Source organism: Lentzea sp. JNUCC 0626 (assembly GCF_043632865.1).
Lineage (GTDB): Bacteria > Actinomycetota > Actinomycetes > Mycobacteriales > Pseudonocardiaceae > Lentzea.
This window is the reverse complement of record NZ_CP171635.1, coordinates 5,700,084-5,715,130: the sequence shown is the minus strand read 5'-3', so window position 1 is coordinate 5,715,130 and position 15,047 is coordinate 5,700,084. Positions and strand designations below refer to the sequence as shown.

The following is a 15,047-nucleotide window of genomic DNA, read 5'->3' as shown; positions in this document are numbered from 1 at the left end:
CATCCGATCATCAAAAGTCGTGCCGGAGTAGGGAAATCCCAGCTTCCACCTGTGGTCAGGTCATGATCTGTCCGTCCACAAAGGAGCATTTGGGTGAATTGGCTCACCCGCTCCACTCGTGTGTTCGCGTGCGCGCCGAGGTCCTTGTCAGTCGTCGGAGTTCGGCTCCATCAGCGTCGGGATGAGCGCCAGCACGGCGGGGCGAGTCGCACCGAGTTCGGCGATCCGCGCAATCCACGCGTCGCGTTTTTCGGGCGCCAGCTTGATCGCCTCGCGAAGGAACAGTGGTGCGGAGTTGTGTTCCTCGATCACGGCGACGAGCGAGAGGTGGAACCCCGCTTCGGCAGCATCTGCGGCAGTGCGGGCGGAGCTGAGGGCAACGAACGCGAGGTTGCGCATGATGTTTACGTCGAGTTCGCTGGCGGCGGCGTGCAGCAGGGTCGCGAATTGCCCGGTGTCGAGCGCGGCGAAGACGTCGGCGAGGTCGTCGTCTGGCTTGGCCCGAGCCAAGTGCAGCAACGCCAGTGCCACCGCTGGCCGGCTGTCTTCTTCTGTCTGTTCAGCCATCATTGTCAGCCGAGCCAGCGACAGATCGTCGAGCAGGTCCGGCTTGCGGTCCGCCAGAAGGCGTTGCCGTTCGGTGGTTTCGGCGAAGGCGAAGGCCTGGGCCAGGAGAGCGACGAGCACAGGCCGGTAGGCGGCCATGACGCCGATGGAACGTGCGGCAGCGCGCAGTTCGGTGTGGCGGGTTGCCTCGGACTCGGGGACCGCGAGCACGGCCTCCTCCATCGCCAGGTCGAACGTGTCGTCCAGAATCTCTGGGTGGGCGGCCAGGTAATCGCGCTCGTCTTCGTAGTTCTCGGTGGTGATCCAGCCGGACGCGACCGAGAGCATGTCCGGGTCGACAACGAGCCAGGTTGGCAGTGGTGAGTGGGCAACGGCGGTCCATGCTCGTTCCCACGGCTCGGGGTTGGCCGCCCGGTGACGGCGAGCGATCGAGCGCGCGGGGCCCATCGACTCGCGACCTCCTTCCGTCACAACCGCGTACAACCATGCTGCTGATCTCGGGTCACCGGGCTGCGCGTACGCGGCTCGATAGAGCAGGAGCGCCATCTGGTTTCGCTTGCCTGCCGTGGCCAGCGCATCTGCCCAGACCGCATCGGCTTCGTCGCGACGGTCGACGGCTGCCAATTGTCTGGCGAGGTTCTCCAGTGTTTCGGCGAGGTCGGAGAGGTAGACGGGGTTTTCTTCGATCAGTGCCCGGTGAAGTGTGACTGCTTCTTCGGCTGGAGCAACAGCTTCGCTGTGTCGTCCGGCCTCGCTGTAGTTGACGGCGAGGTTGTTCAGCGTGTTGGCGAGGTCGTGGAGGTGGGCGGGGTTCTGTTCGGCTAGTGCTCGGTAGATCGTGACTGCTTCTTCGATCGGGGCGTCACCCTGCTGCTCGACCTGGACGTAGCTGATGCCCAGGTTGTTCAGCGCGCTGGCGAGGCCGGGGAGATAGGCGGGGTTTTCTTCAGCCAACGCCCGAAGGAGCGTGACTGCTTCTTCGGTCGAAGCGATGGTTTTGTCTGGTTGTCCGAGCTGGTCGTAGCGGACGCCGAGGCTGTTCAGCGTGCCGGCGAGGTCAGGGAGGTAGGCGGGGTTCTGTTCGGCGAGTGCCCGGTAGAGCTCGACTGCCTCTTCGGTCAGGAAGAGGGCCTCGTCGGGTCGTCCCACTTCGTTGTAGTTGATGCCGAGGTTGTTCAGCACACCGCCGAGGTCGGGTAGGTAGGCGGGGTTTTCTTCGGCGAGTGCCCGGTAGAGCCTGACTGCCTCTTCGGTCAGGAAGAGGGCCTCGTCACCTCGTCCCACTTCGTTGTAGCGGATGCCGAGGCTGCTCAGTGCGCCGGCGAGGCTGGGGAGGTAGGCGGGGTTTTCTTCGGCGAGTGCCCGGTAGAGCTTGACTGCCTCCTCGGTCAGAGTGACAGCCTCGTCGCGTCGTCCGACTTCGCTGTAGGTGATGCCGAGGTTCTTCAGCGAGCCGGCGAGGTCGGGGAGGTAGGCGGGGTTTTCTTCGGCCAGTGCCCGGCGAAGCGTGACTGCTTCTTCGGCTGGGGCGACAGCTTCGCTACGTCGTCCGACCTGGTTGTAACTGATGCCGAGACTGCTCAGTGCGCCGGCGAGGTCGGGAAGGTACACGGGGTTTTCTTCGGTCAAGGCCCGGTAGAGCTCGACCGCTTCTTTGGTCGGGGGGAGGGCTTCGCCGCGTCGTCCTACCTGGACGCAGCGGACGCCGAGGTTGTTCAGTGCGCTGGCGAGTTCTGGGAGGTACACGGGGTTTTCTTCGGTCAAGGCCCGGTAGAGCTCGACCGCTTCTTCGGTCGGGGGGAGGGCTTCGCCGCGCCGCCCGACCTCGCTGTAGCGGATGCCGAGGTTGTTCAGCGCGCTGGCGAGGTAGGGAAGGTGCACGGGGTTTTCTTCGGTCAAGGCCCGGTAGAGCTCGACCGCTTCCTTGGTCGGCGTGACAGCTTCGCCGCGCCGCCCGACCTCGCTGTAGCGGATGCCGAGGTTGTTCAGTGCGCTGGCGAGGTAGGGAAGGTGCACGGGGTTTTCGTCGGCTAGTGCCTGATAGAGGTTGACCGCTTCTTCGGTCGGCGGGAGGGCTTCACTGCGTTGGCCGACCTCCTTGTAGCGGATGCCGAGATTGTTCAGCGAGCCGGCGAGGTAGGGGAGGTAGGCGGGGTTTTCCTCGGCTAGTGCCCGGTAGAACGCGACCGCTGCCAAGACCGGAGAGACAGCTTCGCCGCGTCGGCCGACCTCTCCGTAGCTGATGCCGAGGTTGTCCAGTGCGTTGGCGAGGTCGGGGGCGTAGGCGGGGACTTCTTCGGCCAATGCCTGGTAGATCGCGACTGCTTCTTCGGCCGGAGCAACAGCTTCGTTCCTCCGCCCCCACACCGCGGCGATGTTGCCCGTCTGGAGTGCGGCCATGGCGACATCAGGCTGAAGCTCAGGCCGTGCACGGGCGAGTTCGCGCAGCCCGGAGAGTCCCTCGAAACCCGCGCTGGCCGCGTGCACCCAGGTGTAGCTCCACAGGTACGCCGGTGTCTCTGCCGACACCCCGTCGGTCAACAGTTGGTCGTACTGCTGCATGAGCGCCACGCTCACCGGGAGAGCGGCTGGGTTGAACGGGTGCTGGCCGGTCGGGCGGTACGGCGGGCGGAGGTGGTCGGCGAAGCTCTGGTGTGCGAGCCGGTACACCGCCACGCCCGCGTCGCCGTCCTGCACCACGTAGCGGCCGAGTTGGTCCAGCACCCAGCTCACGTCGTCGCGGTCCAGGGCGGTTTCGGTCAGCGCGGAGGCGACGGTCAGCCATTCCTGTTCTGGGAAGCCGGCTCCTACCGCCCACGTCAGCGCGATCAGCATCGTCCGTGCCCGGTGCCGCGCGGTGGGGCCGTCCAGGGTGCTGCCCGGTGGTGGTGCGATGCGGCTCAGGTCGGCGTCGAAGGCGTCCTCGGTCGACCCCGCCACGCGATCCCGCCACTCCGGTCGGACGGTGCTCACCGGGCGCGCCCGCAGCTGGTCGGTGATGACCCTGGCCAACAGGAACGGCCGGTCGGCCGCCGCCAGTGCGACGCCGGCCAGGTGCGCGGCCACCATGGACGCGTCCATGGTCTGGTCGACGCCGGTCAGGCGCTTGCGCACGTAGTCACCGATCGCGGTTCGCGCCGATTCCAGGCAGTCCTCGCTGTCCAGGTCCAGCACGGCTGCCGGGGCGAGCTTGTCCAGCAACGCCGATCCGTCCTGATGCGTCACCGGCCGGGTGGAGACCACCACCGTCGCGAACGGTGCCAGCCGGAGGAGGAGGTTCTCGGCGATGGCGAACGCCTGGCCGCGGGCCTCGTCCAGCCCGTCGATCACCACAACCGGTGTGGCACGGCCGCCTTCCACGGCTCGTTGCACCGCTCCCAGCAGGTCTGCCGCGTTGCGCCGGCCGTCCGCGAACGGTTCGAGGAACTTCGCGCGGATCAGCTGCCACTCGATCAGCTCGGCGATTCTCTCGACGGTCAACCCTCGCGCGTGCACATGTGCCGCGACCGATCGGACACCGGGATCGTCGTGTCCCCAGTTCTCATCGCGCGACTGCAAACGGGTGCGCTCGTGCGGGTTGGACAACGACACGACCCGCCCGACCACAGCCGACTTGCCGGTACCCGCGGACCCCGTCACCACGCGCACGCCGGCCTCGCGGGAGCGCACCCAGGCCACCACTTCGTCCATTTCGGCGGTCCGGCCGGTGAACCACGACTGTTCGTCGCCGGGGCCGCCGCCCCGCGCCGCGAGCAGGAGGTGTTCGACGACTTCCTCCGGCGCGCCGTCGTCGTACAACGGGTTTGGAATCATCGCGAGCGGATGCCCGTCCTTGAGGAATTCCGGTCGGTGATCGACACCGGACCACTCCTCCAACAGGGCCAGCCCCAGATCCTCGCCCAGAATCTGGTTGTTGTGCTTCGACCAGCGACGCTGTTGGTCCGCCGAATCCGGTCCTTCGGTCAGCAACTTCACCAGCAAAGGGCCGAATGCCCCGTCGCGAGCACCCACGTCCGTTGCCGAACACGACACCAGGATTCCCAGCCAGGCCCGAACATCGGACGTGGGAAACTGCTGCAACAGCTGACGGGCCATCGCTGCGGATTCCAGCGCGGCCGCCGCACTGCAGGTGTCGATCACCAACAGCAACTGACTCGCACCGGACAACACACAAGCGCGGATCACCTCCGAAGCGGCGACGCCGTCGAACTCGTCGGCGGTGGCCAGTCGCAGTCCGCCCAGTTCAGCGCCGTGGCCACTCCACATCAGCACCAACGTTCCGCCTGCAGCGCTGCCGTTCATCGACCGAAGGCGTTTGTGCACCGCATCGGCGTCAGCATCGATCAACGGTTCGCCGGCGAACGGCGGCACGAGTGCGCTTGCCACCGCTTTGACATCGGCAACGGCGTGTTCGAGGTTCGTCAACCCCGTCGCGGAGGCGTAGTGGTCAATACCCACCCCGACAAACACGTTAGGCCGCACCGTGTCGCTCCCTCGCCGCGCTTTCGGCTTCGCCTGTTCCTGGCCGCGGTCGAGCCGCTGACAGAACAGCGATCGCCTTGTGCAGATCACCATCTCAGTCGCGTTCGCCGCTTGCGTCGTTACTCGCAGTGCTCGTTGCGGAAACGACCGAACAGGGCACGCAGTGGTGGATGCCGGTTTCGGGTCCGAGGCCATCAGCGGCGAAGCGGAACGAGCAGGTTCGAAGCGGCGGTTCCCGTCACTCCGGCCGGATAAGGTTCGCCCACCACACCGCGCACGTCGAGGAGCAGACCCGATGACCACGATCTCGCCGTTGTCGGAGGACGAGGCGCGGGGACTGTGGTCCGGAGACCGGCCTGGCCGCGACGAGTACTTCTTCGGCACCGTCGCCGCCACCGGGACGGTGTGGGCGTGGGACTTCGAGACCGGCCTGCTGGAGATCGACGACCAGGACAACGCCCTGGTCCCGTTGTGGCCGCACCCCCGGCTGGCCGTGATGGCCGCCGAGGCGATGGGGTTCGAGGACGCTGGTCCGGCCGTCCCGGTCGACGTCGACGTGCTGCTGGACGAGGCGCTCGAGCGCTTCCACCGGGAGAGGCACGAGATCGCCGTCCTGCCCACCGATGGCCTTTTCACCACCGTCCTGTCGCTGGAGCGGTTCCGGGTGAAGGTCTTCGAAGCGCGGCTGCACGCCGCCGGGCTGCCCGAACCGGTCGCCCGCGGCCGGCGGGAGGAGTTCTACGCGGACCAGGTCCGGCGCGCGGACCGGCGGCTCGACCTGGCGCCGGACGACCGCCAGGTCCTCGTGGACCACCTGCGGGAACGGCTGGCGAGCGCGGAGTGCGACCACCGGCGCGCCTTTCCCGCCGTGCGGAACTGGATCGAGGACAGAGGACTGTCCTGGGACCTGCTCTCCCGGTCCTCGGTGAAGCTGCTGGGTTCCTGCGACTGCGAGATCCTCGACCACTTCCGGAGAAACCTCGGCCAAGCCCAGCGGTAGGCACCCCCCTGGTCGAGGATTGGTCCTGCCGTGTGTCGATGTGGCGGTTGATTCACTCGATGGTGTCAGCGATTCAGTGAACGCGGGACCGGGGTGGTAGGCCGGTGTCGACCACTGCCCTCTGACCCGCGATGTGTGGCGCCGTCTGGCGGCCGCATCGACGTGACGCGCGCCTCACCCATCCGAGTAGGCGTCGGCTCCGAATGCGAGCCGGGCAGGTGACGATGAGGAGCTCGATGCTGGAGCGAGAGCGGGCGCAGTCGACAGTCCTGCGTGGTTCTGAGGACTTCGAGGGGCCTGCGGGCGCCGATGACCTGTTGTTGCGGGTGGCCCGTGGTGATGAGGCGGCGTTCGGGCAGTTGTACGACGTGGTGTCGGGTTCGGTGTTCGGGCTGGTGCGCCGGGTGGTGCGGGATCAGGCGCAGTCCGAGGAGGTGTTCCAGGAGGTCATGCTGGAGGTGTGGCGGACCGCCGGCCGGTTCGACCCCGGCAGGGGCAAGGCCATGACCTGGATCATGACGATGACGCACCGGCGCGCGGTGGATCGGGTGCGGTCGGCCCAGGCGGCTTCGATCCGTGACGAACGGGTCGGCGCGCTGGGGGTGACGACGCCGTTCGACGAGGTCGTCGAGCAGGTGACCGAACGCTTGGAGCAGCGCAAGGTCCGGCGGTGTCTGAAGTTCCTGACGGAGCTGCAGCGTGAGTCCGTGGTGCTGGCCTACTACCAGGGCCACAGCTATCCGGAGGTGGCCGGCTTGCTCGGCGTTCCGCTGGGCACGGTGAAGACCCGGATGCGGGACGGGCTGATCAGGCTGAGGGATTGCCTCGGGGTGACGGTGTGAGCACGGCGTCGGATCTGCACATGTTGACGGGCGTGTACGCGATGAACGCCTTGTCCGATGCCGAACGCGCGGAGTTTGAGGCGCACCTGTCGCGTTGCTCGTCGTGTGCCCAGGAAGTCGCCGAGTTGCAGGCGACCGCTGGTTTTCTCGGCGCGGTCGCCGACGTCGCGCCACCCCCGCGGTTGCGGGCCCAGGTGCTGACGGCGGTGGTGGCCACGCGTCAGCTGCCGCCGCAGGAGCCTGTTCCGGTGCCGGTTGTACCGGTGCTGCCCACTCGGAACCGGTGGCTGGTGCGCGGAAGTGTGCTCGCGGCGGCGGCCAGTGTGCTCGTGGCGATCGTGGTCGGGGTTCAGGGTGCGCAGTACCGCAGCGAGCTCGACGCGTTGCGGCAGTCTGCGACCGGCTACGGCCAGGTGTCGGAGCTGCTCGGTGCTGCCGATGTGAAGTTGTTGAGCGGCAACGGATCCGGTGGTGGCCATGGGACCGTTGTGATGTCGCCGCGCCTAGGGAAGGCGGCGTTCATCGCGGACGGATTGCCTGCGTTGCCAACGGATCGCGTGTACCAGCTGTGGGTCGTCGAGTCCGGTGGGCCGCGCTCGGCCGGGTTGGTGCGGGGCGAGCCCGTGGTGGCCGAGAGGGTGGCCGGCGCTCAGGCGATCGCGCTCACCGTGGAACCGAGCGGCGGTTCGTCCGCACCGACGACGACTCCGGTGCTCGCGATCTCGATGGTCTGATCCGGACACGACGCGACCCCGGTAGCCGCCAGGCCGCCGGGGTCGCGTCGTCTCTGCTGGTGTTCAGAGCCAGGTGGACAGCGCCTTGACGATGGTGGCGCGGTTGCGGGGCGCGGTGAGGGTGGCGACGGGCTCGCCGCCGGAGAACAGGATCAGCGTGGGGATGCTGAGAACGCTGTAGCGGACGGCGATGTCCGGGTTGGCGTCGATGTCGACCTTGACGACCGAGATCTTGTCCTGGTGTTCCTCGGCGAGGGCGGTGACGACCGGGCTGAGCTGCTTGCACGGGCCGCACCAGGGTGCCCAGAAGTCGACGAGCACGGGCTTGTCCGCGCCGAGAACGTTGGTGTCGAAGGAGTCCGTGGTGACGTCGTCGAGCTGCATGGTGGTGTTCCTGATCATCCGAAGGTGAAGGAGAAGGCCTGGACGCCGGCGCTGACGGTCGCGGTGAGCGAGCCGCCCTGGATCGTCGGCGTGGAGATGAGCTGGTAGGAGTTCGGGGTGCCGTCGACCTGGATGGTGGTGGTCTTCCCGTAGTCCTGGATCGTCACGGTTCCCTTGCCGGACAACACCATGCGGACTTCCTTGGCGCGGTAGTTCAGCTTGATCTGCCCGGATGCGCCGATGGGCGTGATGGACTGCGTGTCGAGCTTCCAGTCGCCCGCGAGCGCGAAGCTGTCCGGGTCCTGCTTCGCGGGGAACTGGAAGGACTTCTCGCCGCTGGTGTACTCCTCGGTGCCGGCGAAGTTCACGCGCTTGGTGGAGCCGAGGTAGGTCTCGCGGGTGATGTCGGCGACCACGGGGGTGTCGTCCTGCAGCTCGGTGGCCGCGGGGAGTTGGACGCCGGGCTTGGCGTCGTTCAGCAACTGCCGGATGAGCTTCTCGGTGACCTGGTAGTCGCCCTCGCCGAACTTGATGTGCCGCACGGTCCCGGACGCGTCGATCAGGTAATGCGCGGGCCAGTAGCGGTTGCGGTAGTTGGTCCACGTGCCCAGGTTGTTGTCCAGGGCGACGGGGTAGGTGATGCCGAAGTTCTTCGCCGCGGCCTCGACGTTGGCGGGTTCCTTCTCGAACGCGTACTCGGGAGAGTGGACACCGATGACCTGGAACCCGGCGTCGCGGTAGGCCTTGTCCCACGCGACGACGTGCGGGATGGAGCGCTGGCAGTTGATGCAGGAGTAGGCCCAGAAGTCGACCATCACGACCTTGCCCTGCAACGCCTTGAGCTCCAGGGGCTGCGAGTTGACCCACTGCTGGATGTCGGTGAGATCCGGTGCGGTGCCACAGGATTCGAGCTCGGGTGCGCCGTCGGAGCACTTGTCGAGGTCCTTGTTCTGGTCGTTGACCAGCCCGCCGAGGTTCAGCGCCCTCTTGACCTGCTCGGAGTTGTTCACCTTGTCCTGCAACGAGGCCGTGTAGTCCGGGATCGCGCGCTGGAGCAACTGCGGCAGGTTGAACACCAGTCCGATCGCGAGCGCGATCATGACCACGCCTGCGGTGATGCGAATACCCCGCTGGCGCTTGCGGAACGCCTGCACGCGTTCGGAGACGCGGCGGCCGGCGAGGGCGAAGACGAGCAACGGGATCGCGGCGCCGAGCGCGAAGGTCAGCGTGAGCACCACGGTCTCCACGCCGATCCTGCCGGTGGAGCCCGCGACCGTGATCGCGGCGAGCACGGGACCGGCGCACGGCACGTAGACGGCGCCGAGCGCGAGGCCGAGGGTGAAGCCGCCGCGGCTCGCGTCGGGGTTGCGTTGCGGGATCCAGGTGAACGGCTTCTCCAGCAACTGCTCGAAGCGCGGCACGATCAGGCCGATGCCGATCAGCACGAGCACGACGATTCCGGCCCAGCGCAGCACGTCCTGGGGCAGGCCCAGGATCGACAGCAGCAGTGAGCCGAACAGGGTGACGAGGCTGAAGCTGACGACGAGCCCCGCGATCACGAGGTAGGGGCGGGCACGCGACGCCGGCTTGGTCGCCACGGCCACTCCACCTGCCGCCGGCTCCGTTGTCCGAGCGCTCTGCGTGCCGCCGGAGAAGAAGATCACGGGAAGGACGGGCAGGATGCACGGCGAGATACCGGTGACCAGGCCGCCGATCAGACCGATCAGTGCGAGGGTCAACATGGGGGAGCCCTACTCGGGTTGACGGAAGTGCGTGATGTCGGTGCTTCGCGGCCGATCACGCCCCGGATTGCCCTCGCCCCCGGAAGTGTCACGGCGGCGCGAGGAGTGCCAGAGTTGATCGTCGACTGTGGACTGTGGGCGTTTTCCCCAGGTGGCGGGCCATTTGCGGATCGATTGGTAACAGGTCGATAACCAGACCCATCCGTTCCCCGAGGGGTGCCGAATCACGGTCAGCAACTGCCCGAACACTCCTTGGAGATGTCTCGTCATGAACAAGTCCGTCCGCAACATCGCCCTTGCCGTCGGCGCCGCCTCGCTCGCCCTGTTCGGCGCGGCGTGCGGCTCGGCTGACACGGCCAGCAGTGGCAGCTCTTCGACCGCGGCCGCCCCGACCACCACCTCGTCCGCCGCCATGGCCGACCCGGCCAAGGACCTCGTGGGTCCCGGCTGTGCGGACTACGCGAAGCAGGTGCCGTCCGGCGCCGGTTCCGTCGCGGGCATGGCTGCTGACCCGGTTGCGGTTGCCGCCAGCAACAACCCGCTGCTCAAGACCCTGGTGGACGCCGTCTCCGGCAAGCTGAACCCGAAGGTCAACCTGGTCTCGACGCTGAACGGTGCCGAGTTCACCGTCTTCGCGCCGGTCGACTCGGCCTTCGCGAAGATCGACGCCGCCACCATCGAGAAGCTCAAGACCGACGACGCTCTGCTGACCAAGATCCTCACGTACCACGTCGTCCCCGGCCAGATCACGCCCGACAAGATCGTCGGCGACCAGAAGACCGTCCAGACCGGCACCGTCAAGGTCTCCGGCACCAAGGACGCGCTGAAGGTCAACGACGCCAACGTGATCTGCGGCGGCGTGCACACCGCGAACGCGACCGTGTACCTGATCGACTCGGTGCTGCTCCCCGCCTGACATCTCCAGGGGTAGCAGTCACCGCGACTCCGGGAACCGCACTGTGTTGCGGTTCCCGGAGTTTTCACGTCTGCGGTCCGCTTCAGCGAAGCACGATCGTCAGCACCGGTGCGCCCGTCGGGCCGGGTGATCCACCCGCGGGCTCGACCGTGAGGATGACCTCACGCACTCCGGCGATACCCGACACCAGCGACGACGTCGCGGAGCCCGCCGGCCGCAGGAGCCCGGCCGACCGCGTGTCCTGATCGCCCACCAGCCACAGCTGGTACGCGCGACGAGCAGGCAACGTGGGCAGATCGTCCGCCAGGAACACCATTTCGTCGCGGTCGTGCGACATCGCCACGGTGCCGGACGGAGTTCCCGCTGTGGCGAGGCGCAGGTCCGGTGCCGCCAGCAGATCACCGACCCGAGTGCGTGGCGGAGTCACCGGGGACGTGCGGGTCGGTGTGGTCGACGCGCTGTGCACGCCGGCCACCACCGCAGCGGCGGCGCAGGCAACGGCGACGAGGGCCGCGGCGCGGCGAAAACCTTGCCGTCGCGTGGGAAACGTCGTGATCTCCGACGTCGGAGGTGCCTGCCGGACCAACCGGACGGCGCCGAGCACACGAGGCCGCAGCGCACGCGGAGAGACGTGGACAACGGCCCTGCCGAGCCGGGCGGTGGTCTCCTGCAGCCCGGCCACTTCGTCGGTGCAGGCCGGGCACCGCCCCAGATGCGCCTCGAACTCGTCGCGTTCGGCATCGGGCAGTGCACCGAGTGCGTGTGCACCGGTCAGCAGGTGCGGGTTGATCGCACTGGTTGTTCCCCGGTTCACGCTCCTACTTCGGAGCGGTCCGATCATCGGATTGCCCTCGGGTGAACGCGACAAGGCCGCCCCGGGGCGCGGTCGGGGCGGCCTTGGTGGTGCGGGAGGGATCAGAGACCGAGGTCGAGGTCGTTCAGCACGCCGCCGACGTTGACGTCGCCCAGGTTGCCGGTGACGTCGCCGATGTTGCCGATGTCCCCGACGTGGCCGACGCCGGTCACGTCGCCGAGGTTGCCCACGTTGGAGACGACGTCGGTGACGTTGCCGACGTGGTCGAGGGAGAGGTCGTTGCCGGTCACGTTGCCGACGACCGAGGTGACGTCGCCGTTGAGCACGTCCTCGACACCGAGGTTGCCGGCGTTCACACCGCTGGTGACGTCGCCGACGACGTCGGTGACGTGCGTGGTGTCGAGCAGCTCGGTGCCGTTGGTGATGTCGCCGACGGTGTTGGTCACGTCGAGGTCGGTGACGGTCTTGGTGACGTCGGTGATCTCGGTGTTCCCGATGACGTCCAGCGTGCTCGTCGGGTCGGAGAGCACGTCGAAGCCGGTGGTCACGCCGTGCACCGCGGCGGTCAGGCCGGAGACCGCGCCGAAGACGGTGTTGTCGTCGATCTGCTGGCCGACGGTGTTGTGCACCGTGCTCATCAGGTCGAGCTGCTGGTCCAGGTCGAGACCGGAGATCGACGAGCCGAAGTCGCCGAGGTCGGTGACCGGGGCGAAGTCGAGCACGAGCGGCAGCAGCTCCTGGATGTCGGCCGGCGCCACGTCACCGAGACCGGCGGCGTCGAGCGAGCCCTGCGGGTCGAGCTGGAAGGCAGACCGGGCGTCGGGGTCGCTGAGCAGGCCGAGGGTGAAGTCGTGCAGCGTCTGCGGCAGGGTCACGTCGAACTCCAGATCACGTCGTTGAGCTTGTGCCACAGAAAGTTACGAAGAACCGGCCGTTCGCCGCATCGGGTGACATGCCTGGTCTGGTCCTGCGGGCGTGCATGGGGGATCGCAGGCACCGCGAGTAGGGGACTAGGGGGATGTCCTGATCTTTGAGCCGTGACCAAACTCGAACGGGTGATGCTCCGAAGTATTGGGGTACGAGTAGGCACCAGGAGGTTCACGCGCTCATGTCCCCGCTGTCGGCCGGTCCCTTGTTGCTCGACAGCGGGACGACCCGCGCCCTCGAACGCGCCCGTGCCGCTGACCACGTCGTGCTGACCGGTCCGGCCGGATGCGGCAAGACCACCGTCCTGCGGACCTTCGAGGACGCCGCCGCGGTCGACGACGGGCAGCTTCTCGGTGAGGACGACGTCGACCGCCTGCTCCGCGAGGCGGCGGCCGGGGCCCGGCTCGCCGTCGCCCATCGGCTGTGGCCGGACAACCGCGCCCTCACCCGTCTCGTCGCCGCGCTTCCCGGCTCCGTGGTCCGGCTGCAGCTGCGGCCCTTGTCCCGCGAGCACGTCCGCTCCCTCGCGGCGCACGCGCTGGGCACCGAGGTGAGCGAGGCGTTCGCGCACCACCTCCACGGGCGCACCGGCGGCACGCCGAGGTTCGTGCTGGACGAACTCTCTCCCGACCCTCGCGCCGCGTTCGCCCGTCACTTCGACGAGCTGTCCGTTGCCGCGAACGATCTGCTGCTGGCCCTGGCGCTGGGCGCGCCGTTCGACGTCGACCTGCTCACGACGGTGCTGGCGCTGGACCCCGGCACCGTGTCGCAGTCCGTCGAGGCACTGCGGTCGGAAAGCCTGCTCCAGCTCGACGGGACCCCGCTTCCCGTCGCGGCCGACGCCGTCACCGCTCTCGCTCCTGCGGAACAGCGCGCGGACTTCCTGCGCAAACTCGCCCTCTCGCAGGCTGGACGTGCGCGACCGGTGTCGGGTTACGCGGAACAGCTGCTGGCACTCGGAGTGGCGGATCCGGGCCTTCTCGGCGTGTTCTCGGCCGCCGGCCACGAGGTGATCAACGACGACCCGGCGCTGGCCGCGCGGCTGTTCACCGCCACCGGCACCGGCACGTCCGCCGACGTGGCCCGAGCACGGGCGCTCAGCGGCGACCTGGACGGCGCCGTGGAGGCCGTGAACCTCGACCACGCGGACGAACTGCTGGTCGCCGCCACCGTGCTCACGATGCGCGGGCAGGTCGGTCGCGGCGGCGAGCTGCTGCGGCGCTCGGACAACGCACTGGCCCTGGGGTTCGCGGTGACCGGCCTGCTCGGTGCCGGACGCCTCGAGGAGGCTCGCGCGGTCCGGCTCGGCCCGCAGCACGGCGGCTCGCTGACCGACACGCTTGGGCAACGACTGGCCGCCGTGGTGCTCGACACCGTCACCGGGCCACCCATGGCCGCCGTCTCCGCCGCTGTCGCCACGGCCGGGGTGAACCAGGCGGGGTCCCGCGCCTCGGTGCAGCCCGACAGCCCGACCGCGCTCGCCGCGTTGATCTGCGTGCACGCGGGCGAGCTGACGGTGGCGAAGTCCTTGCTGACCAAAGCCGTCCAGGGCGACGACGGCAGAGGGCTGCACGCGGACCGCCACCGGCTGCTGCTCGCCACCGCGGAACTGCTGTGCGGTGATGTCGAGGAAGCGCAGCGCTTCCTGTCCTCGGAGACGGCAAGAGAACCGAGGGAGGCGTTGTTCGCCGCGGCGCTGGAGCTGGGCGCCGCCCGCCGCACCGGTGACCTCCACGCTCTGCGCGCCGCGTGGGAACCGGCCCAGCAGGCGCTCGTCGTGCACCCCGTCGACCTCTACACGCTCCTCCCGCTCACCGAGATCGCCGTCGCCGCGGCCAGGATCGGCCAGTTCCACCGCGTCGAAGCACACCTGACGGAGGCGTGGACGTTGCTCGGCGACCTCGGCAACCCTCCACTGTGGTCGGTGCTGCCGCGGTGGCACGCTTTCCACGCGGCGCTGCTCCTCGGCGACCACGCGGCGGCCGAGGAACACACCGCGGCGCTCGAAGACGCCGCAGAGGCCTTGCCGTTCGCCCGCGCACTCGCCGCCGGCGCACGGTGCTGGAGCCGTGCCGGCCGGGGCGAGGTCGACCACGTGCGCGTGGAGACGGTGGCGCAGGAGCTGCGTGCTCACGGTCTGCGTGCGGACGCCGCGCGACTGGCCGGGCACGCCGCCATGCACACCACCGATCGCAAGGCCATGACACAGCTGCTCGACATCGCACGGCAGTTCCACGGCACGAGCAGCGGGCAGAGCAACGCCGAGGTGCTCAGCGACCGCGAGCAGGAAGTAGCCGCGCTCGTCCGCGACGGGCTCACCTACCGCGAGGTCGGCGACGCCTTGTTCATCTCGGCCAAGACCGTCGAACACCACGTCACCCGCATCCGCAACAAGCTCGGTGCCAAGAACCGGCGCGAACTGGAGCGGGCGCTCGAAGACGTCGACCTGACCGTCGCGAAGTAGTCACTCCATCGGGTGGAACGGCTGCACGGCACCGATCCGATGCCGCACCGCGCTACGGATGTACTGCGCGCGGATCCGCCAGATGCGGTTCAGCCGGCTCGGGACGGCGCCACGCACGCCCCTGTGCGTCTGTTGTTGGAACCGGACGCACAGGGGCTCGGCCCGTCACCGGATT

Annotated in this window: 10 protein-coding genes; 5 read left to right on the top strand and 5 right to left on the bottom strand. The window is 68.3% G+C overall.

Annotated elements, in window-relative coordinates:
• Positions 1 to 147 precede the first annotated feature (147 nt).
• Positions 148 to 5,142 carry a tetratricopeptide repeat protein gene (locus JNUCC0626_RS25655; protein ID WP_394613321.1) on the bottom strand — a complete coding sequence of 1,665 codons (4,995 nt, stop codon included), beginning with the start codon at positions 5,140 to 5,142 and terminating at the stop codon, positions 148 to 150.
• A gap of 202 nt (positions 5,143 to 5,344) precedes the next feature.
• Here JNUCC0626_RS25655 and JNUCC0626_RS25650 point away from each other — a divergent pair, with 202 nt between their 5' ends.
• The 3 genes from JNUCC0626_RS25650 to JNUCC0626_RS25640 all read left to right on the top strand — a co-directional run bounded on the left by JNUCC0626_RS25650 (position 5,345) and on the right by JNUCC0626_RS25640 (position 7,625).
• A complete protein-coding gene (locus JNUCC0626_RS25650; RefSeq protein WP_394613320.1) occupies positions 5,345 to 6,049 on the top strand; it encodes a DUF2695 domain-containing protein in 705 nt (234 codons plus the stop codon).
• A 236-nt stretch (positions 6,050 to 6,285) separates the two neighbouring features.
• Positions 6,286 to 6,891: an ECF RNA polymerase sigma factor SigK gene (sigK, locus tag JNUCC0626_RS25645; protein ID WP_394613319.1), complete on the top strand. Its 606-nt coding sequence runs from the start codon at positions 6,286 to 6,288 to the stop codon at positions 6,889 to 6,891.
• Positions 6,888 to 7,625 (top strand): anti-sigma factor, encoded by a 738-nt coding sequence (locus JNUCC0626_RS25640; RefSeq protein ID WP_394613317.1) that lies wholly within the window; start codon positions 6,888 to 6,890, stop codon positions 7,623 to 7,625. Before sigK ends, JNUCC0626_RS25640 begins: the two co-directional genes overlap by 4 nt.
• Before the next feature lie 63 nt (positions 7,626 to 7,688).
• On the opposite strand, the gene trxA is transcribed toward JNUCC0626_RS25640, so the two are convergent.
• Both trxA and JNUCC0626_RS25630 read right to left on the bottom strand, forming a co-directional pair.
• On the bottom strand, positions 7,689 to 8,009 hold the full coding sequence (gene trxA / locus JNUCC0626_RS25635; protein ID WP_394613316.1) for a thioredoxin: 321 nt from the start codon (positions 8,007 to 8,009) through the stop codon (positions 7,689 to 7,691).
• Between the two features lie 14 nt (positions 8,010 to 8,023).
• Positions 8,024 to 9,751, bottom strand: a complete 1,728-nt coding sequence (locus tag JNUCC0626_RS25630; RefSeq protein WP_394613315.1) for a cytochrome c biogenesis protein DipZ — start codon at positions 9,749 to 9,751, stop codon at positions 8,024 to 8,026.
• A gap of 268 nt (positions 9,752 to 10,019) precedes the next feature.
• Here JNUCC0626_RS25630 and JNUCC0626_RS25625 point away from each other — a divergent pair, with 268 nt between their 5' ends.
• Positions 10,020 to 10,667, top strand: coding sequence for a fasciclin domain-containing protein (locus tag JNUCC0626_RS25625; RefSeq protein ID WP_394613314.1), 648 nt, complete (start codon positions 10,020 to 10,022; stop codon positions 10,665 to 10,667).
• An 82-nt stretch (positions 10,668 to 10,749) separates the two neighbouring features.
• Here JNUCC0626_RS25625 and JNUCC0626_RS25620 read toward each other — a convergent pair whose 3' ends face one another.
• The gene (locus JNUCC0626_RS25620) at positions 10,750 to 11,481 is read right to left on the bottom strand and encodes an anti-sigma factor (protein ID WP_394613313.1); all 732 of its coding nucleotides are present in this window, start codon (positions 11,479 to 11,481) and stop codon (positions 10,750 to 10,752) included.
• 101 nt (positions 11,482 to 11,582) lie between these two features.
• Entirely contained in the window at positions 11,583 to 12,356 is a 774-nt protein-coding gene (locus JNUCC0626_RS25615) for an IniB N-terminal domain-containing protein (protein WP_394613312.1), read from the bottom strand.
• Positions 12,357 to 12,589: 233 nt separating this feature from the next.
• On the opposite strand from JNUCC0626_RS25615, the gene JNUCC0626_RS25610 reads away from it, so the two are divergent.
• Complete coding sequence (locus JNUCC0626_RS25610) at positions 12,590 to 14,872, top strand: helix-turn-helix transcriptional regulator (protein ID WP_394613311.1); 2,283 nt, start codon at positions 12,590 to 12,592, stop codon at positions 14,870 to 14,872.
• Positions 14,873 to 15,047: the final 175 nt, after the last annotated feature.